The following is a 22,946-nucleotide window of genomic DNA, read 5'->3' as shown; positions in this document are numbered from 1 at the left end:
GAATTGGTCAAGGTAACGCGGCTGGTCAAGCTGTGGAAGGAATTGCCCGTCAGCCGGAGGCTGAAGGTAAAATTCGCGGTACGCTACTGCTCAGCTTGGCGTTTATGGAGGCGCTAACCATCTACGGTCTGGTTGTTGCCCTAGTACTCCTGTTTGCCAACCCCTTCGCGTAGGTAATCGAGGTTTGAATAGGGGGATGAGATTTCTCTCCCCTTATTCTTAACGCCTGAAACGCCTATTCCGAGATACCTTAATGATTTTTTTGTTGAGGATCTCCATTCAGTTCATGTAGTGATATTAACGAATCCGTAGAGGGTCTGGGGCATGGTAAATATGCTGTACTGGACAACGCTATTGGCTACCGAGGCTGCAGAAAAGGGTGGCGGCGGTCTATTTGATATTGACGCCACGATGCCGTTGATGGCTGTCCAATTCCTTGGCTTGGTCGTTGTGTTGAACGCTGTTTTTTATAAGCCAGTCGGCAAAGCGATTGACGAACGGAATGAATACATCCGGGTCACTCAAGCTGATGCGCGTGAGCGTCTTGAAAAGGCTCAAGCTCTTGCCAAGCAATATGAGCAGGAACTGGTCGATACTCGACGACAAGCTCAGGCGGTGATTGTTGAGGCTCAAAATCAGGCGCAGCAGATTGCATCTCAGCAGATTGCGGCTGCTCAGCAGGAGGCTCAGGCACAGCGTGAGCAGGTACAGCGTGAGTTGGATCAGCAGAAGCAAGAGGCACTCCAGTCTTTGGGGCAAGAGGTTGATTCCTTAAGCCGACAGATTTTGGAGAAGCTCCTCGGTGGGCAGCTAGTCTAGCTACACTGCTTTGTTCTCCATAGCCACACTGAAGTCTGCAATCTTTTTGTAATGCAATTTCTGATGTGGCCATTTGTGATGATCGGAGTGGTGCTGACGGTTTCATAGGGCACAGCTTCTGTAGGAATTGAGTTCAGTGGCGCGATTCTCTTGAAAGGATGTTGCGCGATCGCCCTCTCTTTTGCAGCAGCCAGTGTATTTCGGCAAGTCGAGCAGATTGAGCATAAGTGACATTAGGCATCATGGAGACACTGATACAGCTGGCAAATGTTGCTAGCTTATGGATTGCAAACGTCCCAGAAGAAGGATTTGCCTTGAATTTCAATCTTCTGGAGACAAATCTAATCAACCTGGTCATTATTATTTTTGTCCTGGTTTATTTCGGGCGTAAAACGCTTGGCAATATGTTAGCGGAGCGGAGTGCATCGATTGCTACCGCTATTCAGGAAGCAGAGGAGCGCAAGCAGAAAGCTGCATCGTCTTTGGCAGAACAGCAGCAGCGCCTAGCTCAAGCAAAGGCTGAAGCAGAAAAGATTATTGAAGATTCTAAGCAAAAAGCTCAAGCTGCTCGTGATGCCATTTTGGCTGAAGCTGCAGCTGATATCGCGAAGATGCGTGCAACGGCAGCTCAAGATCTCGATGCTCAGCAAGATAAAGTTCTGCGTGAGCTACGTCAGCAGGTCGTAGCAATGGCGATGCAAACTGTTGAATCCAAGCTGAAATCGGATTTGAACGACGATTCCAAGCGGCATTTGGTAGATCGTAGCATTGCCATGCTAGGAGGTAACTTATGAAGGGAAGTTTAGTAGCGGCTGAGGTTTACGAGCCTTATGCTCAAGCCTTGATGAGCTTAGCTCAGGATAACGACTTAGTGGACCAGTTCGGTCATGAAGTTAACCAACTGCTGGAGCTTTTGAGTGAGTCGCAAGAATTTAAGCAATTCCTGTCGAATCCACTCATTAAGCCAGAAGCCAAGAAAGCAGTTATCCAGCAAGTTGTAGGGGATCAGGCCAATCCATACATCTTGAATTTCCTGATGCTTCTGGTTGATCGTCGCCGTATTGGTTTTCTAGAGGGCATCTGTAAGCAATATCAAACCCTCTTACGCCAGTTGAAGCGAATTCTCCTTGCTGAAGTTACATCTGCAACGGCGCTAACCGATGAACAGCGGGAATCAGTTCGCCAAAAGATTGTGGATATGTCTGGCGGTCAGCAGGTTGAGCTAGATGTTCACGTTGATCCTGACCTGATTGGTGGTGTCATCATCAAGGTCGGTTCTCAAGTCTTTGACGCGAGCATTCGAGGCCAGTTGCGTCGTATTTCTCTGGCATTGACAGGCAACTAAGACGCATTCCAACCTCTTTGTGGGAATGCTTCAAACACTTTCAAACGCTTTGGATTCAAAAAACTGAACCATCTAAGATATTTGCGAGGGCAAGTTTCATGGTAGCAATCAGACCAGACGAGATTAGTAGCATTATTCGACAGCAAATCGAGCAGTACAACCAGGATGTAAAGGTTTCCAATGTAGGAACCGTACTCCAGGTTGGAGACGGCATTGCTCGCATTTATGGCCTGGATAAGGTCATGGCAGGTGAGTTGCTGGAATTTGAAGATGGCACTGTGGGCATCGCGTTGAACTTGGAAGAGGACAACGTGGGTGCAGTATTGATGGGTGATGGTATCAACATCCGTGAGGGAAGTGCTGTAACCGCAACAGGTCGCATTGCTCAAGTCCCTGTTGGTGAAGCAATGCTGGGTCGTGTTGTTGATGCTCTGGCTCGCCCCATTGACGGCAAGGGTGAGATTGCTGCAACTGAGACGCGCCTCATTGAGTCACCTGCCCCTGGAATTATTGACCGAAAGTCGGTATATGAGCCGATGCAAACTGGAATTACCGCCATTGACGCGATGATTCCGGTGGGTCGGGGTCAGCGTGAGCTAATTATTGGAGACCGTCAAACGGGTAAGACCGCGATCGCCATTGACACCATCATCAACCAGAAGAGTGAAGATGTTGTGTGTGTCTATGTGGCAATCGGTCAGAAAGCGTCTACCGTTGCTCAAATCGTTGAAGTTCTACGGTCTAAAGGTGCGCTGGATTACACGATCATCGTTGCTGCGAACGCAAACGATCCGGCGACCCTACAGTATCTTGCGCCTTACACCGGAGCATCTCTAGCGGAGTACTTCATGTACAGGGGCAAAGCAACTCTGATTATCTATGACGATTTGTCGAAGCAGGCTCAGGCGTATCGTCAGATGTCACTGTTGCTCCGTCGCCCACCCGGACGGGAAGCGTATCCTGGTGACGTATTCTATTTGCACTCCCGCCTACTTGAGCGTGCGGCAAAGCTCAGCCCTGAGTTGGGTGAAGGTAGCATGACCGCTCTCCCCATCATCGAAACTCAAGCTGGGGACGTTTCGGCCTACATTCCTACCAACGTTATTTCGATTACCGATGGTCAGATCTTCCTGTCGTCCGACCTGTTTAACTCTGGCTTACGTCCAGCTGTAAACGCGGGTATTTCCGTATCCCGTGTAGGTTCAGCGGCTCAAACCAAGGCCATGAAGCAAGTTGCTGGAAAGCTGAAGCTGGAACTGGCGCAGTTTGACGAGTTGGAAGCATTCTCACAGTTTGCATCTGACCTAGATAAGGCAACCCAGTTGCAGTTGGCTCGGGGTCAGCGTCTGCGTGAATTGCTGAAACAACCTCAGTATTCGCCATTGTCTGTAGCAGAACAGGTTGCTTTGATTTATGCAGGTACGAACGGTTACTTGGATGAAATTCCGACCGACAAGGTCACGGCCTTCACCAAGGGACTGCGCGAGTACCTCGCTAGCAACAAGCCTAAGTTCATGGAAATCATCCGATCTGAGAAGAAGCTGACGGATGAAGCGGAAGGACTCTTGAAGGAAGCGATCGCTGAATACAAGCAAGCCTTTGCTGCGTAGTGATTGCAGAGGAGCAATGAACGACCTCGGTTACCCATTGCTCCTCCATTTAGATAACGCCTAATCTAAGTACTTTATCCAGCTATGCCAAACCTTAAATTTATTCGCGATCGCATCCAGTCGGTCAGGAATACTCGGAAGATTACAGAGGCGATGCGGCTTGTCGCAGCCGCCAAGGTACGTCGGGCTCAGGAGCAAGTGGTTGCCACCCGTCCATTTGCGGATTGCTTAGCTCAAGTTCTCTATGGATTGCAAAGCCGTTTGCGGTTTGAAGATGCCGATCTGCCGCTTCTCAAAGCACGCGATGTTCAGTGTGTCGGCATTCTGATTGTTTCGGGCGATCGCGGTCTCTGCGGAGGCTACAACGCCAACGTGATTCGTCGTGCTGAGCAACGAATTCGTGAAATTAAGGCTGAGGGTCTTGATTATCGTCTAGTGATCGTTGGACGTAAGGCCAATCAATACTTCCAGCGTCGCGAGCAGCCAATCAGCGCATCATTTACCAATTTGGAGCAGGTTCCTACGGCTTCTGAGGCATCCCAAATTGCGGATGAGCTACTGTCGCTGTTTTTATCGGAGACGGTAGATCGGGTCGAGCTCATTTACACCAAGTTCGTATCCTTGGTTAGCTCTCGTCCCGTGATTCAAACTCTACTCCCTCTCGATCCGCAAGGGCTAGAGCCTGTGGATGATGAGATCTTCCGCCTAACGACTTGTGGCGGTGATTTCCAGGTAGAGCGCACGAAGGTTGAAGCTCCAGCGCCCACTGCTTTGCCTCAAGACATGATCTTCGAGCAAGATCCGGTACAGATTTTGGATGCTCTGCTGCCGCTGTATTTGAACAATCAGCTTTTGAGAGCATTGCAAGAATCAGCGGCGAGTGAACTGGCTGCTCGGATGACGGCAATGAGTAATGCCAGCGACAACGCGAGTGATCTGATGAAGCGATTGTCTATTACTTACAACAAGGCTCGCCAAGCAGCCATTACTCAAGAGATTCTTGAAGTGGTCGCTGGTGCGGAATCCCTCGGCTAGAGTCCTTGAATTTAGATTAAAGATGCTGGCAGGAACGTTTCTCCAGCATCTTTCGTTTTATAGGCGAGTATGGTTCTAATCGAGGGCGATCGCGGTTCCGGTCGCGGTAATTAAAAGTAAGACACCCGTTTGGTCAATGTTAATCGTACCTGTATCAATTTTGATGCCGACAACGGCGTTTGCACCCAGACGAGCCGCCCGCTGTTCAAGCTCTTGCAGTGCCTCCTGCTGTCCACGTTCAAACACCCGCTCATAACTGCCGGTTCGTCCGCCTACAATATCGCGAATTCCAGCGAAAAAGTCCCTCAACGCATTACTGCCAAAAACAACCTCTGCGGTCACAACGCCGAGGTATTGTCGAACAACTCGTCCCTGAATGACGTCTGTTGTTGCTAAAATCATAGACTGTCACTGAATTAGAACAGTATCCATTAAAGCTCATTACTTGCATCACCTGCCGGAACGGAATGTTAACGCTAACGCTTTAGATAATTTTTGAGTGCTAAACTGTATGTACAAAGCAACAGCACTGGCTCTAGGTCTCATCCTGTTTGGAGGAATTGCGTCCTCACCAGCCCTAGCGTCTTCTCAACTTTTGATTGCTCAGGCATCAAATGATGACCATTTGGATGACCTGTTAGAACAAGGTCAAGATTTTGTGGATGCAAGGGACTATCGCTCTGCCCTAGGTGTGTATCAAGAAGCGGCTACTCTTGAGCCTGACAACGCTCGCATTTTCTCTGGGATTGGGTATGTACAAGTCAAGCAGGGAGATTTTGCGGCGGCTGTTGAAGCCTACCAGCAGGCGATCGCCCTTGAGAACGATAACCCAGCCTTCTACTATGCCCTGGGCTACAGCTTGGCCAACTTGGAACGGTATGCAGAGGCCGAAGATGCCTATCGGATGGCTACGCAATATGATCGCAACGATGTCCAGGCGTTCCTGGGGCTGGGGGTTGTTCTAGCGCGTCAAGGAAATTATGACGAAGCCGTTGGTGCGTTTGAACAGGTTTTGGCTCTCAGCCCCAATAATGCCGAGGTTCATGAGTTTTTGGGGGCTGCCTATCTGCAACAAGGAAACTATTCCAAGTCCCTTGAGTCCCTAACACGGGCAGAACAGCTTGATCCAAGAAACAGCAACGTGCACCTAAATTTGGGGGTTGCCTACATCAACCTCGGAAATATCGACGCTGGGTTAGCGGAATTCCGCCAAGTCGTCGCCATTGATCCAAACAACGGGCTTGCCTACCTGCAGATTGCCGATATTTTGAGGGCGCAAGGAAATACGGATGAAGCGCTTGAAGCTTATCAACGGGCGGCATGGGTTCAGCCTGAACTGCCTGAAGCGCACCGCTTGTTGGGTCAAATGCTGACTGAGAAGGGAGATACTCTCGGAGCAATCATTGCCTATCGCGATTTTATCGAGCATGATCCCAATAACCCAGAAGCTCATTACTTATTGGGCATGTCTCTACTGGAGCGGGGACGAACGGATGAAGCAAGAACCTCGCTTCAGCAAGCGCTATCCCTATATAACGCTCAAGGTAATCAAGAGGCGGTTGCAAGCGTCGAGGCGGTACTCGACGATCTTTAGTATTCGCTTGAACCTGAGACTCCAACCAATCAAGCCTGTGGTGTGGCTCATAGACTGCATCACAGGCTGATTATCTTAAGTCTCGTCCATTTATTGCGATGTTTAGCCCTATTCCCCGCATGGGATAGCTTGCTCACTGAGTGGTTTGGCTCAGAGAAATTGAGTTGCAAAGTTGTGTTCACGCGTTGGCGAAATAGCGCGCCCCTTCAGAATAGCTGCGGCCAGAAACGCATAGGATAAGCCGCCGACGACTCCTAATGCCAAGACATTGACCACACCCGCCGAATTCCAAAGGGTGTGCAGTAAGGCAGCGCTGAAATAGCCGATTCCCAAGATTTGCCAGCGTTTGGATGGGCGCAAAACGCTCAGACCGATAAAGTAGCCGAAATAGCCGCTATAGGCCATGTGTCCGGCAACAGAACCTAGAATTCTCGGAATTAAGAGCTGTAGACCCAGTAGGGCTCCCGATTCAGCACCAACCTCAAGCGTGGTCGAATTGATCGCAGAGGGAACATATTGCCCCAAGGTTTCCATGAGGGTAAACCCAATGGCGGATGCCGTACCAATTAAAATGCCGTCTAGGGGTTCCCAAATGCCCACCTGCTCTCGATAGGGCGATCGCAACTGCCGTCCAATGGCATAGGCCAGGAAGACGGGAATGGCCTTAAACAACTCCTCCATTAATCCTGCCCCAAAGAACATCCGGACAAACAGCACCGGAAAGCTAACAGAGCTTAGATCTTCAGGAATCGCACCGGGCAAAATCGATCGAAACACGACAATAAATAGCGTCAGTAACGGGCTAGCTAGCAGCAGCGCGGTGAGTAAGGCCGATCCGACCAATAACCACCAGGGTTTGTATTTGCCGCACAATCGATACACAAAATAGTAGGTTCCCCCCGCAAGATAGGCGGCCAAAACCCCATTAAAGGCGTCAGTCCCAATGGTGAGAAATAGCAGCACCACAAACGAAACGGTGACAAGAACCGGAAATAGGTAGGCTTTGCGATGGAGATCGGAGCCTGTCGATAAAATGGGAAATATCTGGCTAAGCGATAGGGCATCCGATGTTGGCTTGAAGGATGCGGAGGGTGTCGCCGAGAAGACCTGAGGAGATTCTCCCTTTGGCACGCGATGAGGGGCGATCGCGCCCGACGGTGGAGTCAGCTTAGCAGACGCCGGAGTGGAATACTCAGTTGGAATATAAACCTCAAAAATGAACCGAGGCCCATCCTGACCTAAGGTGATGCGATCGCCATCGCGCAAAGTACGACAGTTCTGAACACGCTGACCGTTGACGTAGGTACCATTCGCGCTATCGAGATCACAAATTTGCCACTGGGCTAGAGGGTGAGTGGGGATATGAGATACGGGGCGAATGCAGGCATGCTGGCGAGACACTTCACCATGCTGTTGGGAGTCAAACACAATTTGGCATCGGGGATCACGGCCAATCCGCACCTCCTCTGGATAAACCAGCGGATACACCAAGGTGCCTACCGATGGACTCGATAGCTGGCGCAGAAATGAAGCCTGGGGAGGATGTCGGGTCATTGTTACTGGATATCAGTACCCACAGGTCAGGACTACTCACCATTCTTCCCCAATCGTCCTGCCTAGGTCACATCGATTGGGGTTGAGTCACCAGATATTAACGATTTCCAGGTCTATGATAAAAACTTCATCAATAGCGATCGCCGTTCGAGCCAATCACCCCCTAGGTTAGCTATACGAAGGGCTAAAGCCTAGCCTATTGATTGGCTCGCGCATCTTGCACGGCTGCATAGAAGGCAGCAATCGTTGCCGGAATGCTGAGGGCTAGAATCAATCCTGTTGGTAGCATTCCGAGCTGTGGCGTCCCTGATGAGAGTTCAAAGATAGACCCAACGGCGGCGATCGCCGCAATGGAAGATACCCCTAACAACAAGCCACTTTTAGGCGTCACAATATTTTCTCCAACACACCAATTCACAAAAATGCCAAAGCGCAGTCCTCTAAGCAATCAGGACTGCGCCTAGTTAAACAGCGCGACCTAAACAGGTTTCACCGCTTGCACTGAAAATCCATTCTTCGTTAGCTCTTGGTTTAGCGCCAAAGAATTTTCAACCCGATCCACAAACATGACGCCATTCAGGTGGTCAATTTCATGCTGGATCACGCGAGCAAGCAGTTCCTTCGCAACTAAGCGTTGCGGCTTGCCGTTTTCATCTTTGTAGGCCACTTCAATCACTTCGGGACGGGTGACATCTAGGAAGACATTCGGAATGCTGAGACAGCCTTCTTGAATCACGCAAACATCGCGACTAGCTTTCTTAATCTCAGGATTGATCAAGACGAGGGGCGGGGTTGCAGGATTTTCCGGATCGCAGTCTACAACCAGCAATTGCTTGTGGATACCGACTTGAGGAGCAGCTAGCCCAATTCCGTTCTCGCTGTACATCGTTTGCAGCATTTGTTTCGCGATCTGACGAATTTCATCGTCAATTTTGGTCACCCGCTTGGCAGGTTGGCGGAGTACGCGATCGCCCAAGTAATGAAGCTGCAACGGTGGCTTAGCCAGTTTAGTTTTTTCGACGGAAATGGAAGCTGTCATGAATGGTGTCTGCGGTTGAAGATTACAGGACGTGAGGTAATGTATCAAGATTTATATCTTCCTCTATTCTAAACAATCCTGGCCTGGAACATGCGGAGAACCCATAATTCCTGTTGGGGGGTAGGGATAGGAAGGCGCGATCGCCCAACCCCAGGATTCATTTTTAGGAAATCCCCTTAGAATCAATAGTCATGGATTGCACGATTGGTGCGGTGTAGGAACCCCATGTTCAAGATATTCACAAAGCTCGACTACCTGCTCCGGGAAACGCTGTTAGGACTGAAACGCGGCGGCTGGATGAACTGGGCGGCGATTAGCACGGTGACGGTGCTGTTGTTCTTGTTTGGAATTAGCCTTCAATCCTCGTGGCAGTTAGAGGGCTTGCTGAATCAGTTTGGCAGCCAGCTTGAAATTTCAGTCTACTTAAACACAGGCGTTCAAGCAGATTCCCTACGCCCTATCGTCGAGACCTTTCCGGGCGTTGCGTCAGTCACATCGATTTCCAAGGAAGAAGCTTGGTCTACGTTGGTGAATGAGTTAGGAATTTCTGACATTGAAGCCGCCACCCGTCAGCTTAACGGAAATCCCTTGGTGGACGAACTAACGGTCAAAGCGGCATCACCAGAGGTTGTCCCCGCGTTGGCGAACCGCCTCAGTGAATTAGAGGGCGTGGACGATGTGCAGTACATCAACGAAGCCGTCATGCAGCTTGCCCAACTGGATAAGGGACTCAACGGGATCAGCATTGCCATGATTTCGGTGCTGTCGTTAACGGCGATCGCCGTGATTACAACCACAATCCGACTCATCGTGATGGCGCGGCGACGAGAGATTGAAGTGATGGAACTGGTTGGTGCAACGACAACCTGGATTTACCTGCCGTTTATTTTGCAGGGTGTAACCTTTGGTCTGATCGGAGCGGTCGTCTCGTGGGGATTGGTCACTGGCATTCGTGGCTCTTTAGCGAGCTTGCTCCGGCAGCAGCCAGAATTCATTCAGTTTCTCGCCAATGGCCTTCAGCTCACTCCGAGTCAACTGCTGGTGTTACCCCTAGCATTGCTGAGTTTAGGAGGAGTTGTTGGCTTACTGGGGAGTCTGTTTGCCGTGCGTCGGTTTGCTACTCGGTAGGTTTCGGCTGGGGAAGCCGTCCGTAGATTTCCGTTAACGACCGGAGGCGATCGCTCAGCTCAGACGTCAGCATTTCGCGGCGATAGCGCCAATCCCAATTGCCTTCTCCCTGACCGGGACGATTCATCCGAGCTTCCGTTCCCAGACCCAGTACATCTTGCAAGGGAAAAATCGCCTGATTAGCGATCGAGCTTAGGGCAAGGCGAATCATCTCCCAATGGATTCCTTCTTCGCCAATGTTGCCCAGGTAGCGGAAGAGATTATATCGTTCCCAGTCGTTTAGGGACTGGTACCAGCCAACGGTTGTATCGTTATCGTGGGTTCCGGTGTAAACGACGCTGTTGCGAACAAAGTTAAAGGGAAGATAGGGATTACCCGAGTCAGACCCAAAAGCAAAGTGCAAAACCTTCATGCCGGGAAACTCAAAGCGATCGCGCAATTCTTCGACTTCCGGCGTAATCACGCCCAAATCCTCGGCCACAATGGGCAAATGTCCGATTTTCGCTTTTATCGCGTCAAATAGCTCCGTTCCAGGAGCTTTTTCCCAGGTTCCGTTGATGGCTGTCTCCTCGCCTTCGGGGACTTGCCAATAGGCTTCAAAGCCACGGAAATGGTCAATGCGAACAATGTCCATTTGTTCCAGTAATGCTTCTAGACGATAGAACCACCACCGGAAATTTTCCCGCTCCATTGCTTTCCAGTTGTAGATGGGATTGCCCCAGAGTTGCCCAGTTGCACTGAAGTAATCCGGTGGTACACCTGCCATCAGCGTGGGCTCTCCCGTCATGGGATCGATCTCAAAGAGATGGGGATTCGCCCAAACGTCAGCACTATCGTGGGCAACGTAAATCGGCATATCGCCAAAAATTTGGATTTGCCGTTCATTCGCGTAGATTTTCAGATCTGTCCATTGCTGGAAGAACTGAAATTGAAAAAACTTCTGGTGATAGATAGCGTCTGTAAGCTGCGATCGCCAATGCGCCAACGCTTCAGGCTTCCGCAGAGCAAGATCTGAGAGCAGGCTTTCGATTAGAACCTTCTTCTGCTTTTTTCCGTCTTCCGCTGTGGAATCATCATCCGGATCGGGCGGGGGAGGATCTTTCCGCTCCCATTGGTACCAGCTTTGGCCGCTGTGGGCATCTTTTAGCGCCATAAACAGGGCAAAGTCATCTAACCAAAACTGATGGCGATCGCAGAAGAACTGAAAAGCTGACTGATCATCTTCGGATGCGGTTTGGCGAAAGGTATCTGCCGCCCGAATCAAGAGGGGCATTTTGGTGCTGATCACGGCATTATAGTCAACGCGATCAGCAGGAAAATCGGGTAAATGCGCCAAATCTTCATCGGTTAGCAATCCCTCAGCCTTCAGGCGATCGGGACTAATTAAGAGAGGATTGCCCGCCATTGATGAGTAGGACATGTAGGGAGAATTCCCATGCCCAGTCGGGCCGAGGGGCAAAATCTGCCAAATCTGCTGACCACTAGCGGCAAGAAAATCTACGAACTCATAAGCTTCTGCACCCAAGTCTCCAATACCGTAGCGACTTGGCAGCGATGTGGGGTGAAGCAAAATTCCACTGGAGCGAGGAAAGTGCATAGCAAGCGGGTTCCCTGTGTAGGCACGAACAATCTTCACTCATGCTATCTAACTTCGCTAGCCGTAACGCGCTTGATGCAGAAACGTTGCATTACGGATAGATGTTCGGATCTCTGACGTGTGCCCAGTCTCCCTTTAGCAGAATTGCGCCTTTTATATTTGTCTCTATCCCTACCCTTGATGCTGGAATCCCGCCACCTCCAGCAACGTTTCAGCCACTCCAGGTTCTACAGGCGTCACCGAAAGGCGATTGCCACGACGCAGAATCAGCAGATCTTCCGCGGTAAACTGCTCCCGGAGTTGATCCAGAGTGAATAGGTTGGGTAAGGCTTCCACAAATTCGACCGTCACCGTATGCCAACGGGGGTTGTCCTTGGGCGATTTGGGGTCGTAGTACTTACTCTTCGGATCAAACTGGGTCGGATCGACAACGCCCGATTCTGTGACTCGCATCAAACCCGCAATACCGGGAGGCGTAGCATTGGAGTGGTAGAAGAAAGCGAGATCCCCCAGATTCATACTTTTCAGAAAATTTCGCGCCTGGTAATTGCGCACCCCATCCCACAGCGTTTGGCGATCGCGCTCCAAATCCGCAATGCCATACACATCCGGTTCCGATTTCATCAGCCAGTACTGTTTCTCAACCATATACCTCTATTCCTCTGTGGCAACCCATTTCCAACTCAAACCTCAAACCTCAAACCTCTGAATGAACATCAGATTGCCATCGTGGCCTGCTGCGCTTCCACTAGGCTAATACCATCAATGCCAGCACCACAAACGAGCACACACACCGTTTCATCGGGCGAGACAGCCGCCTTCTTGGTCAAGAGTGCAGCCATTGCAGCAGCACCGCTTAACTCTGCACCCACCCCCATCTCAAACCAAAGCCACTGAGCCGCCTGCCGCATATCCTCATCACTGACCAGCACAATCTGATCCACAGCACGATAGACCATCTCAAAGTTAAGCTGGGTTGTTTTGCGCGGCGCTAGGGTATTGGCAACGGTTTGAATTTCGGGAAGTTGCACAACCTGACCCGATTCCAAACTGCGGAGAAGGGTAGGGGCACCCGTCGGTTCCACGCCGATGATCCGGATGGATGGGTTTAAAATTTTTGCTACAGTGGCAACACCGCTAATCAGTCCACCCCCACCGATCGCCACAAATAGCACGTCCACATTGGGAAGCTGTTCTAGGATCTCTAGACCAATGGTGCCCTGTCCGGCAATGACTTCTGGATCGCCAAAGGCGTGGATATAGGCCAGTTCTTCTGAATCCGCATGGTTGAGGGCAGCCCGGTTAGCGTCGTCCCAGGTTTCCCCTTCCCAGAACACTCGTGCGCCCCATTTTTCCAGCTTTTCGCCTTTGGCCGGGGGCGCACTTTTGGGCAAGTAGATCTGCGTGGGCACTTTCGCTACCCATCCCGCATAAGCCACCGCTAGACCATGATTTCCACCCGATGCCGCGACAATGCCGCGCTGCATCGCCTGAGGATGGAAGCTGAAGAGTTTGCTCAGGGCTCCACGGGCTTTGAAGGCTCCGGTGACTTGCAAGCACTCCAGCTTTAGGAATAGATTGCCCAGTTCCGTTGGACGCTGCTGCACAAGGCTGACGGGCAAAATTGGGGTTTTGCGGATGTAGGGCTGGATGCGCTGCTGGGCGGCTTCAAAATCGTGCAGTTGTAGCATGAAAAGACTCCGTGGCGGAACCGGAAGAAGGCTGAAAGAGGTTATTCTCCCTTGGGGAGGTAGTGCAATTCTCCGTTAGAGACGCAAGGCGATTCTCGCTTGGAGACAGGGGGCGATCGCCCCAAACGAGCGATAACCCTTTTACTCTTACCAAAAAGTGGGGCGTTCCACTGTAGATTATCGTGCGTTTCTCGATTGCGAGGGTGATCTAAAATCCGTCAAATAGCTGAATCTAGCGTCCGGCTATCCCAACTGAACTCCACTACCATTGAAGAAGCCCTTTGTGATCCATCCCCATGACCGATTTGATTCTCTTTTGGCATCGTCGTGATCTTCGCATTGTGGACAATGCCGGACTGACCCAAGCTCGCGATCGCACCCCAAAAATCACTGGTATATTCTGCCTCGACCCGTCCATTTTGGATCAGGATGACGTAGCACCCGCACGGGTCACGTACATGATCGGCAGTCTCAAAACACTGAAAGAGGACTACCAAGCAGCGGGGAGTGATCTCCTGATTCTCAAAGGTGCACCGGAAAAAGAAATTCCTAAACTGGCGCAGGCTCTCCATGCCCAAGCTGTTTACTGGAACCGAGATGTGGAGCCGTACTCGCGATCGCGCGATCGCCAAGTCGCAGACGCTTTGAAGGAGGCGGGAATTGAATACTGTGCGGGGTGGGATCAACTTTTGCATCCACCCAAAACCGTGATGACGGGCAGTGGCAGTCCCTACACGGTCTATACTCCCTTCTGGAAAAACTGGATCAAACAAGTCAAAGCTGAACCCTTCCCACAAATCAACGATTTGCAGGGATTGTCCCCAAAAGAGCAGCAGGCGGCGGAAAAAGCAGGGGCGATCGCCCTTCCCTCTGCCAAAGATCTAGGGTTTAAATGGGACAATCCGCTGCTGTTGGAACCGGGAACCCAGGCGGCTCAGAATCAACTGGATTGGTTTTGTGATGGGGCGATCGCCGCCTACGACGAGCAGCGCAACTTTCCCGTTGCCCCCGGAACCTCCCAGCTCAGTGCAGCACTGAAATTTGGCACGATCGGTATTCGGACGGTTTGGGATGCGGCTCAGGCGGCCTACAACCGCAGCCGTAGCGACGAAACCCGTGCAAATGTTCAAACTTGGCAACAGGAATTAGCGTGGCGCGAGTTTTATCAACACGCCCTCTTTTTCTTTCCAGAGTTGGCAGAAGGCTCCTATCGTGAACCGTTCAAAGACTTTCCTTGGGACAATAACGAAAAACTCTTTCAAGCCTGGTGCGGCGGTCGTACGGGGTATCCCATCGTAGATGCTGCCATGCGCCAACTCAACGAAACCGGGTGGATGCACAACCGCTGCCGCATGATTGTTGCGAGTTTCCTGACCAAAGATTTGATCATCAACTGGCAGTGGGGCGAAAAATATTTTATGCAGACGCTCATTGATGGCGATCTGGCTGCAAACAACGGTGGCTGGCAGTGGAGTGCCTCCAGCGGCATGGATCCCAAGCCATTGCGTATTTTTAACCCCGCCAGCCAAGCCCAAAAGTATGATCCAGAGGCTGAGTATATTCGGGAATGGTTGCCGGAATTGCGGAGTGTAGACACGGAAGCACTTGTGATGGGAAAAATTCCCAAAGATGAGCGCGATCGCTGTGGGTATCCGGCTCCGATCGTGGATCATAAGGTGCAGCAGCAGCGGTTTAAGGAGCGGTATCAGGCGCAGAAGCGTTCTGGGTAACAGTATTTCTAAGGGGCGATCGCTCAGATCAGAGGAGAAATTGTCAACTTCTCACTGCCGATTTCGATTTGAGAGTGTCAAGATCAGAGATAAGACGTGGAACTCCTCAGAGGCCAATATGCCGGAACCTCAACCTTCTCTTGCCCAGCACTACCACGACCGCACAAAATACAGTCGTGAAACGCTGGCTCAAAAGGCTCAATCCATCGATTGGTCGAAGCAACCAATTCCCTACAAGGAATATAAGCTAGGAACCTCCTTTGACCTCAAGCCCTACCTAGTTAAGCGCGAGGACGCCGAACCACCCGCCGATGAAGCAGAAAAAATGTGGCGGCGCTTGGCTCATCTATTCTTCCTCAGCTATGGGCTAACCACGAAAATGCAGACGATGAGCGGCGATCCGGTCTATCTGCGGGCTGCACCATCCGCAGGCGCTCTCTATCCTGCCGAAGTCTATCTGATTTCGCGCGGCACCCCGCTCCTCCCCGCAGGACTTTACAACTACCAGCCGAAGACCCATTCTCTGCTTCTCTTTTGGGAGAGTGATGTTTGGGCTGCCCTGCAAAACGCTTGCTTCTGGCATCCGACCCTAGATCACACCCAACTGGCATTGGTGACGACAGCCGTTTTTTATCGGTCGGCATGGCGGTATCGCGATCGCGCCTACCGTCGCATTTGCCTTGATACAGGGCACCTCCTCGGCAATATTGAGCTAGCCGCAGCGATCTATGATTTTCGTCCCCATCTCATCGGTGGCTTTGCCGATGCAGCCGTCAACGAGTTGCTGTACCTAGACACGCAGCAAGAGGGCACGTTAACCGTAATGGCTCTGGCAGATCTGCTAGATGTGCGCCAAAATTTGCCGCTGGCTCCGACGGCGATCGCGTCACCCATCCATTCGTCCTATCCGGCCATTCCGGATGATGAACTGCTGCCCTATTTCCACCACGCAACGGCGATCGCCACGGATTCAAACCCCTCCCAATCTTCTAAGCCATTGGTCAGTGCATCTGCAACTCAGGCGGATTCACCAACGGCTCCCCTGAACGAAACCATTCAAGACAAATATAATTTTCCCTTTTGCCTCAAAGTTTCGACCAAAACGCAGCCTGTGTACTGGGGAGAGAGTTTGCTGGGATTGGAAAAAACCATTGGGCAGCGTCGCTCGACTCGTGCCTACACAGGTGCCAATATCACCATCGAAGAGTTGAAGGCCGTTCTCGACTTCACCTACAATCCCCACCACTACTACGAACAAACCCTGGATCGCCATCCTGATTACTTTGATCTGGGCTTGATCGAAACCTTTATCGCGGTATCGGGGGTGGATGGATTGGAGGAGGGATGTTACTACTATGCGCCCAAAGCCGAAGAGCTACGGCAAATTCGGTTCAAGAACTTCCGCCATGAGCTTCATGAACTATGTCTGGAGCAGAACTTGGGGCGAGATGCGGCAGTCGTCCTCTTTCATACCGCCGATCTGCAAAAAGCGGTGGAAACCTACGGCGATCGCGCCTATCGGTATCTTCACCTCGATGCGGGGCACTTAGGCCAACGGCTAAATCTGGCCGCTATTCACCTAGGGCTGGGGGTCAGCGGCATTGCAGGCTTTTTCGATGATGAGGTCAATGAGGTGCTGGGTATCCCGACGGACGAGGCGGCTCTCTACATCACAACCTTAGGCCGACCGCGCTAAACACGCTCTGAAGCCGTTGCTGATGGGGCTAATCCACCAAATGGTGTTCCATGGCAAACCGGACAAGTTCCGCGCGGTTACTGGTTTCCGTTTTGCGAAGCAGGTTGCTGACGTACTTTTCAACGGTACGTGGACTGAGATAGAGGCGATCGCCAATTTGGGCATTTGACAAGCCATCGAGCAACAGCAGTAACACCTCCTGCTCCCGATCCGTCAATTCAATTGCGTCTCCTACAGCATCCGCTATGGTTCCATTCTGAGACTCGGCTTTTTCACGGGACGGCTGTTGCTCGACCCACTGCACCTGCTGCCGCCATTCCGACTGGATCATTTGCGATCGCTCCAGCAGGTTGCGAACCACGGCTCCCAGTTCCTTGAGTTCAAACGGCTTAGGTAGATACGCATCGCATCCAAGCTGATAGCCCTTAATGCGGTCTTCAGTCGTGTTGTGCGCAGTCAAAAAAATGACGGGCAAAAGCCGAAACATGGGTTGAGTCCGAACTCGGCGCACAAATTCGTACCCATCGACCTTGGGCATGGTGACATCGGTGATAATCAGATGGGGCTGATACTGCTCAACCATAGCTATTGCGCTCTGTCCATCGGGTGCAGTGACCACCAGATAGCCAGAGAGTTCAAGGTAATCGCTTACAGATAGTCGTGTTCCGAGGTCATCGTCAACGACCAAAATGGTCAGAGGCATAGCGAGCAACTGCCAGGGTATCCATGTCTTAGCGTAAATTAAGATTATTCAAAATTTTTGTTTTTCTTAATGACTCGTACGCATCGTTTGTGATTCTTCTAGGTTGCGTTATGTTTCGCAGCAATTCAAAATTTAGTTTGCCGTTGAGTGGTGCTGTTGAGCTTGCACAGTCTTGCTCCATCGTTTATGACCTATTCTTCTCCGTTCGTGCAGCGCTGCGTTCGCATTTTCCGTTACAGCCTAATTAGCCTTCCTTACCTGAGCTATGTTGCGTTTCCTGGCCTCCTTTACGTAATGGGGGCACTGTATCGGCGCTATCCAACTACAGCGCTGGATCGGGTAACTCGGTTTGGACTGATGGCGATCGCAGGACTGATGCTGTTAAGTAGCGCATTTGCCTACGCTCGTGGGGAGGCGTTGCTGCAATTAGCGAACTTTTTACCGTTTTTTGCCCTTTTTGCCATTATACCGTTTGTATTGGCGACTGCGGTTCAGCTCGAACAGTTGGCCCTCGGTTTAGTCATCGCCAGCATTCCCCTTAACGGATTCGCCATTGTCCAGTTTGTGCTGAAATTGGGACTCCGGCAGCGATGGCTTCCACGGGATTTTCGGCAATCTCCCGTGGGCGAATGGGCGCGATCGCTCCCCCACCAAAACCGAGCCAGCTCCATTTTTGATCATCCCAATGTGTTTGCCAGTTATTTAGTTCTCGTGCTGGGACTTGGATTGGGGCTTTGGCTCTATCGACTGATGGCTCCGACGAATAATCCATCAGAGGATTTATCGAGCGATGTATCCAAGCTCGCACTCCGCATTCAGCGATGGCAGTATCGTCTTTTGCCGCTGGCCTTGGGATTAATCGGCGTGGGGCTGTACACTGCTGGATCCCGCAATGGCATTGGAGCGGCGGTGCTGCAATGTTTAATTTTTAGTGGATTTATGCTGCGGAAACGGAGCGATCGCCGTCTGGTGTATGCGTGTCTGTTCGGATTAGGGGTATTGCTGGCCTGTATCGTATCAGTCGGGCTTGCGGGACGAGTCGTTTCTGTAGAGGGAGTCGAGAATGATCCTCGTTTGGAGGTGTGGGCGATCGCCTTCGATCTGTTCCAGCAGAGGCCGTGGCTGGGCTGGGGCTTGGGCAGCTATGCGGAACTGTACCCGACGCTCACGACCAATACCCAGTACGACTATATTTCGCATACCCATAACCTGTGGTTGCTGCTGACTACGGAAACAGGAATTTTTGTAGTGATTGGGCTAACGCTGGTGATCGGGCGCATTTATTTTCACAGCGTTCTCACGTTCATCCAAAAAGCATTTACTCCCTCATCAGCGTTGATGTTGGGATACTTGCTGGCCTTTGGAGGGGCGATCGCCTTCGCCCTTTTTGATGTCACCTTTTACGATGCGCGGATTAACATGATCAATTGGTCGATCCTGGGAGCACTCTTTGCCCAAACGCCCCTATTTCAAGGGTGCGATCGCCCCAATGTCGTCACTTCAGGACAGGACTATGGATCATCTGCAAGCTGATGTGCTGGTTGTCGGTGGGGGCACCGGGGGCACTGCCGCCGCCCTTCAAGCTGCCCGTCGCGGAGCAAAGACCGTTTTAGTCAGCGAGTATGGGTGGCTTGGGGGAATGCTCACCAGCGCTGGAGTAGCAGCCCCGGATGGGAATGAACTTCTGGCCTTTCAGACGGGGATCTGGGGAGCATTTTTGCGAGCATTGCAGCAGCGGCAGCCGGAGGGATTGGAACATTCCTGGGTGAGCTTCTTTACCTACGAACCCCAGCTTGGAGCCGCGATTTTTGCGGACTGGGTTGCCGCGTTGCCCAATCTGCACTGGATTGTCGGGGGTGCGCCCAAAGTAGTAGAACGGCAGGGCGATCGCATTCTCGGTGTTCAGTTTGAAACTGTGACGGTTGACGCGACGATTACCCTCGATGGCACCGAACTCGGTGATGTACTGGCTCTGGCAGACGTCCCCCATCGCTGGGGGTGGGACTGGCAGACGAATTGGGACGAACCCAGTGCCCCCGCTGCACCAACGGAATTAACAGAAAAATATCCCGTTCAGTCTCCCACCTGGGTGGTGATCCTGCAGGATGTCGATCCGGCGATCGCCCCTCCCATTCCTCGTCCACCCCAGTTCGATCCTCGTCCCTTTGCCGATGCTTGGACAGGGTACGGCGCAGAGGCATTTATGAACTACGGACGCTTGCCACGCCACCAATTCATGATGAACTGGCCTCACCATGGCAACGACTATGGCGATCGCCTATCTCGCTTGGTGGAATCCGACGCAGCGCGGCAGGACTTTCTAGCCGACGCCTATCACCACAGTCAGAACTTTGCCTACGCGATTCAGGCGGCCTTGGGCGATCGCTATGGCCTAGCCGCAAATGCCTTTCCCAGCCAATCCTTCCCCGGTGGCGGAGCCTATGCCCTCCATCCCTACTACCGCGAAAGTCGGCGGCTTCAGGGGCAGGTCACGGTCTGCGAACGGGATATTCTGCCCCTCGCTGGAGGTGCCGTTGCTGCTCTGCCCACGGATCAAGCTGGAAATGTAACGGCGATCGCCCTTGGCAACTACGCCAACGATCATCACTACCCTGGCTACGACTTTCCCCTCCATCCCAAATCGATTCGCTGGGGCGGACGCTGGACAGGCACACCGTTTAGCTTGCCCTACGGTTGCCTGATTCCGGCGACGGTGGAGGGTCTGCTAGTGTGCGAAAAAAATAGTTCGGTGTCCCACATTGCCAACGGAGCCACCCGTCTCCAGCCCACGGTTTTGAATCTAGGACAGGCCGCAGGGATGGCCGCCGCCCTGTGCATTGAGCAGGGTTGTGCCCCTCGCGATCTATCGGTGCGCAAGCTTCAGGACGCCTTGCTGAGCGACCCGACGGCTCCTGCGGCGATCGTTCCTCTTTTTAACCTCATACCTGATGATCCAAACTGGATCACGGTTCAGCGTCGGGTTTTGGATAATCCTGATACCTATGCCCTCGAAGGCAATTATCGGACAGCGGACGGGGCGATCGCCTATCCTGACTGTATTCCATCGTCGAATGCTCAGCATTTCAAAGGGCGCGTTATACAACTCGGTGAACAGGATTATCGGTTTGAGCTTGATCCAGACTCTCCCATCGACGGTCTACCCGCACCCCTATCGTTAGTCACCCTGCATCCAACGGTTGATCAGCGTTTACAGGATTTGGCTGGCAAATGGGCGATCGCCATCGGTCACGTCAATCGCTCGGGCAACTGGCTACGGCTTGAGGCCCTTACTCAGTAGCACATCTGGAAACTTGAACCTTCACACCTCAAGCCGTAAACCTGAGGTTAAACCAAATCTGGAAAAACCTCTTGCACCGCTGGGTGAACGAGCCTATGCGCCTGCACGTTCAAGCCTTTGGCGAGCGGCTCACTCTGCTCAAGGGCGGCAAGTCCTTTGTTTGCCAGGGTGAGGACGTAGGGAAACGTGCTGTTGTTGAGAGCCTGAGTTGCCGTCCAGGGAACCGCTCCCGGCATATTCGGCACCCCGTAATGGACGACCCCCTCCTCGGTATACACCGGATGGGTATGGGAAGTCGGGCGCAGGGTTTCCACACATCCGCCTTGATCCACCGCCACATCTACAATCACAGAGCCAGGCCGCATTTGGGCCACCAGGCTACGGGGAACCAGAACGGGGGCTTTCCGACCGAGGACGAGAACAGCACCAATCAGGAGATCGGCCTCTGGAACCACCGTTTCAATCAGGGCTGTGCTGCTGAACAAAAGCTCTACCCGTGAACCGAATAGGTTTTCGAGGTAGGCTAGACGCTCCAGATTGATATCCACTATTTGGACAGACGCACCCAGACCAATTGCCATTCTGGCTGCCTCAGTACCGACAATGCCACCCCCCAAGATCACGACCCGACCCGGACGTACTCCCGGCACACCACCGAGTAGAACCCCTCGGCCTCCCTGCTGTTTCTCTAAAAAGCGGGCACCAAACTGCACCGATAGCCGTCCGGCAATGATGCTCATGGGCGTCAAGAGGGGCAGGGTATGATCCACTTCTACGGTTTCGTAGGCGATCGCCGTTACGCCGCTTTCAATTAATCGTTCAGTCAGGGCGCGATCGGCAGCCAAATGGAGGTAGGTAAAGAGAATCTGTTCTTTTTGAATAAAGTCATATTCCGACTTCAGGGGTTCTTTCACCTTCACGATCATCGCGTGATTCCAGGCTTCTGCCGCCGTAGACACGATCGTTGCCCCCGCCGCCCGGTAATCATCATCGGTAAATCCTGCGCCAATCCCGGCCTGGGTTTCGACAAAAACAGCGTGTCCACGATCCGTCAGTCCGCGCACACTGCTAGGGGTCAGGCCTACCCGAAACTCTTGATCCTTTACCTCTTTGGGAACACCAATATCCATGTCGTACCTCAATGTACCTAACTGCTTCTAGCTTAGACAGGGCCGTAAATTGCGCGGTAGGAAATTATAGGCGTGATCCCACCACCCACCGTTTCTAAAAGACGACGATCGCCCTTTAGTCTAGACGCTGCCCGTCATCTTAGGGCGATCGCTTTATGAACACTGTCGCTTGAGAAACATTGGGGGATTCTCAATCAGGGTTGACGGTCGCTCCGATCCCTTGCGAAGATAGAGTAAAGATTTGTAAAGAACTTCATGACCAAACCTCAACCTACCGTGACCCCCAAGCTTGACGAACCCAAATTCGGCTTTAACAGCTATGCCGAACGTCTCAATGGCAGAGCCGCTATGATTGGCTTTGTGTTGACCCTTTTAATTGAGTACGTCACCAGGCAAGGCTTGCTCGCTTGGCTGGGGCTGTACCAGGGCTAAGCTTGCGTAAATCACCACTCTCTATCTAGAACAAACGCCAAAACTCCCGTTTGCAGCCCAGGTTTTGATTGTTCTCAGATCAATGCTGTGTATGGTCTTCGGGCGATCGCTCTCCTTTCGTAAGGGCGATCGTTTTGTGTTGATTAGCCCAAAATACAGGCTCGGCAAATTGGTTTAGCAAGGGCAATCAGTTAAGCTAGGTAGTTAGCACTACAGCACGCAACCGCACAACTGTAACTAGGAATCAATAGCAAGAGTTTATGAGCACTACAACCCAAGTTAAGCATGAGGTGAAGGATTTATCCCTAGCACCTCAGGGACGACAGCGGATCGAATGGGCAGGTCGCGAAATGCCCGTGCTGCGCCAAATTCAGGAGCGCTTCGCCCAAGAGAAACCGCTAGCAGGAATTCGGTTGGTTGCCTGTTGTCACGTGACGACGGAAACAGCTCACTTGGCGATCGCCCTCAAGGCCGCCGGAGCCGATGCCGTCCTAATTGCCAGCAATCCCCTCTCGACCCAAGACCACGTTGCCGCAAGTTTGGTC

General features: G+C 52.1%; 23 protein-coding genes. 14 read left to right on the top strand and 9 right to left on the bottom strand.

The window, feature by feature from the left end:
- From atpE to IGR76_01845, 6 genes are all read left to right on the top strand, one after another.
- Nucleotides 1-173: ATP synthase F0 subunit C (gene atpE / locus IGR76_01870; protein MBF2077281.1), on the top strand; the 173-nt coding region annotated here is incomplete at its 5' end.
- Nucleotides 174-333: 160 nt separating this feature from the next.
- Nucleotides 334-819 (top strand): F0F1 ATP synthase subunit B', encoded by a 486-nt coding sequence (locus tag IGR76_01865; protein MBF2077280.1) that lies wholly within the window; start codon nucleotides 334-336, stop codon nucleotides 817-819.
- Nucleotides 820-1,061: 242 nt separating this feature from the next.
- On the top strand, nucleotides 1,062-1,613 hold the full coding sequence (locus tag IGR76_01860) for a F0F1 ATP synthase subunit B (protein MBF2077279.1): 552 nt from the start codon (nucleotides 1,062-1,064) through the stop codon (nucleotides 1,611-1,613).
- Nucleotides 1,610-2,164: a F0F1 ATP synthase subunit delta gene (locus IGR76_01855; protein MBF2077278.1), complete on the top strand. Its 555-nt coding sequence runs from the start codon at nucleotides 1,610-1,612 to the stop codon at nucleotides 2,162-2,164. The genes IGR76_01860 and IGR76_01855 overlap by 4 nt, the downstream gene beginning before the upstream one ends.
- A 98-nt stretch (nucleotides 2,165-2,262) precedes the next feature.
- Nucleotides 2,263-3,774, top strand: coding sequence for a F0F1 ATP synthase subunit alpha (gene atpA, locus IGR76_01850; GenBank protein MBF2077277.1), 1,512 nt, complete (start codon nucleotides 2,263-2,265; stop codon nucleotides 3,772-3,774).
- 84 nt (nucleotides 3,775-3,858) lie between these two features.
- Entirely contained in the window at nucleotides 3,859-4,809 is a 951-nt protein-coding gene (locus IGR76_01845; GenBank protein ID MBF2077276.1) for a F0F1 ATP synthase subunit gamma, read from the top strand.
- 75 nt (nucleotides 4,810-4,884) lie between these two features.
- Here IGR76_01845 and IGR76_01840 read toward each other — a convergent pair whose 3' ends face one another.
- Nucleotides 4,885-5,211, bottom strand: a complete 327-nt coding sequence (locus tag IGR76_01840) for a YbjQ family protein (protein MBF2077275.1) — start codon at nucleotides 5,209-5,211, stop codon at nucleotides 4,885-4,887.
- A gap of 109 nt (nucleotides 5,212-5,320) precedes the next feature.
- On the opposite strand from IGR76_01840, the gene IGR76_01835 reads away from it, so the two are divergent.
- Nucleotides 5,321-6,403 (top strand): tetratricopeptide repeat protein, encoded by a 1,083-nt coding sequence (locus IGR76_01835; protein ID MBF2077274.1) that lies wholly within the window; start codon nucleotides 5,321-5,323, stop codon nucleotides 6,401-6,403.
- Between the two features lie 150 nt (nucleotides 6,404-6,553).
- On the opposite strand, the gene IGR76_01830 is transcribed toward IGR76_01835, so the two are convergent.
- The 3 genes from IGR76_01830 to def all read right to left on the bottom strand — a co-directional run bounded on the left by IGR76_01830 (nucleotide 6,554) and on the right by def (nucleotide 8,996).
- On the bottom strand, nucleotides 6,554-7,957 hold the full coding sequence (locus IGR76_01830) for a PrsW family intramembrane metalloprotease (protein MBF2077273.1): 1,404 nt from the start codon (nucleotides 7,955-7,957) through the stop codon (nucleotides 6,554-6,556).
- Between the two features lie 196 nt (nucleotides 7,958-8,153).
- A complete protein-coding gene (locus IGR76_01825; protein MBF2077272.1) occupies nucleotides 8,154-8,348 on the bottom strand; it encodes a hypothetical protein in 195 nt (64 codons plus the stop codon).
- Nucleotides 8,349-8,435: 87 nt separating this feature from the next.
- Nucleotides 8,436-8,996 (bottom strand): peptide deformylase, encoded by a 561-nt coding sequence (def, locus tag IGR76_01820; protein ID MBF2077271.1) that lies wholly within the window; start codon nucleotides 8,994-8,996, stop codon nucleotides 8,436-8,438.
- A gap of 225 nt (nucleotides 8,997-9,221) precedes the next feature.
- Between def and IGR76_01815 the strand changes: the two genes are divergently transcribed.
- Nucleotides 9,222-10,124, top strand: coding sequence for an ABC transporter permease (locus IGR76_01815; GenBank protein ID MBF2077270.1), 903 nt, complete (start codon nucleotides 9,222-9,224; stop codon nucleotides 10,122-10,124).
- On the opposite strand, the gene malQ is transcribed toward IGR76_01815, so the two are convergent.
- From malQ to IGR76_01800, 3 genes are all read right to left on the bottom strand, one after another.
- Nucleotides 10,114-11,721, bottom strand: coding sequence for a 4-alpha-glucanotransferase (gene malQ / locus IGR76_01810; GenBank protein ID MBF2077269.1), 1,608 nt, complete (start codon nucleotides 11,719-11,721; stop codon nucleotides 10,114-10,116). The genes IGR76_01815 and malQ overlap by 11 nt on opposite strands.
- A gap of 171 nt (nucleotides 11,722-11,892) precedes the next feature.
- A complete protein-coding gene (locus tag IGR76_01805) occupies nucleotides 11,893-12,369 on the bottom strand; it encodes an EVE domain-containing protein (GenBank protein MBF2077268.1) in 477 nt (158 codons plus the stop codon).
- A 68-nt stretch (nucleotides 12,370-12,437) separates the two neighbouring features.
- Nucleotides 12,438-13,412, bottom strand: a complete 975-nt coding sequence (locus IGR76_01800; GenBank protein MBF2077267.1) for a threonine/serine dehydratase — start codon at nucleotides 13,410-13,412, stop codon at nucleotides 12,438-12,440.
- 296 nt (nucleotides 13,413-13,708) lie between these two features.
- Between IGR76_01800 and IGR76_01795 the strand changes: the two genes are divergently transcribed.
- Both IGR76_01795 and IGR76_01790 read left to right on the top strand, forming a co-directional pair.
- The gene (locus IGR76_01795) at nucleotides 13,709-15,142 is read left to right on the top strand and encodes a deoxyribodipyrimidine photo-lyase (protein MBF2077266.1); all 1,434 of its coding nucleotides are present in this window, start codon (nucleotides 13,709-13,711) and stop codon (nucleotides 15,140-15,142) included.
- 118 nt (nucleotides 15,143-15,260) lie between these two features.
- Entirely contained in the window at nucleotides 15,261-16,838 is a 1,578-nt protein-coding gene (locus IGR76_01790) for a SagB/ThcOx family dehydrogenase (GenBank protein MBF2077265.1), read from the top strand.
- Between the two features lie 28 nt (nucleotides 16,839-16,866).
- Here IGR76_01790 and IGR76_01785 read toward each other — a convergent pair whose 3' ends face one another.
- Entirely contained in the window at nucleotides 16,867-17,541 is a 675-nt protein-coding gene (locus tag IGR76_01785) for a response regulator transcription factor (GenBank protein MBF2077264.1), read from the bottom strand.
- A 186-nt stretch (nucleotides 17,542-17,727) separates the two neighbouring features.
- On the opposite strand from IGR76_01785, the gene IGR76_01780 reads away from it, so the two are divergent.
- Both IGR76_01780 and IGR76_01775 read left to right on the top strand, forming a co-directional pair.
- Nucleotides 17,728-19,074: an O-antigen ligase family protein gene (locus tag IGR76_01780; GenBank protein ID MBF2077263.1), complete on the top strand. Its 1,347-nt coding sequence runs from the start codon at nucleotides 17,728-17,730 to the stop codon at nucleotides 19,072-19,074.
- Entirely contained in the window at nucleotides 19,031-20,839 is a 1,809-nt protein-coding gene (locus tag IGR76_01775) for an FAD-dependent oxidoreductase (GenBank protein MBF2077262.1), read from the top strand. The genes IGR76_01780 and IGR76_01775 overlap by 44 nt, the downstream gene beginning before the upstream one ends.
- A gap of 47 nt (nucleotides 20,840-20,886) precedes the next feature.
- On the opposite strand, the gene ald is transcribed toward IGR76_01775, so the two are convergent.
- A complete protein-coding gene (ald, locus tag IGR76_01770) occupies nucleotides 20,887-21,969 on the bottom strand; it encodes an alanine dehydrogenase (protein ID MBF2077261.1) in 1,083 nt (360 codons plus the stop codon).
- Between the two features lie 255 nt (nucleotides 21,970-22,224).
- On the opposite strand from ald, the gene IGR76_01765 reads away from it, so the two are divergent.
- Both IGR76_01765 and IGR76_01760 read left to right on the top strand, forming a co-directional pair.
- On the top strand, nucleotides 22,225-22,401 hold the full coding sequence (locus tag IGR76_01765; protein ID MBF2077260.1) for a hypothetical protein: 177 nt from the start codon (nucleotides 22,225-22,227) through the stop codon (nucleotides 22,399-22,401).
- A gap of 260 nt (nucleotides 22,402-22,661) precedes the next feature.
- On the top strand, nucleotides 22,662-22,946 hold a 285-nt coding region (locus tag IGR76_01760; GenBank protein ID MBF2077259.1), incomplete at its 3' end, for an adenosylhomocysteinase.

Source organism: Synechococcales cyanobacterium T60_A2020_003 (assembly GCA_015272205.1).
Taxonomy (GTDB): Bacteria; Cyanobacteriota; Cyanobacteriia; order RECH01; family RECH01; genus JACYMB01.
Note: the sequence above shows the minus strand (reverse complement) of the source record. Positions and strands in the feature narration are given on the sequence as shown.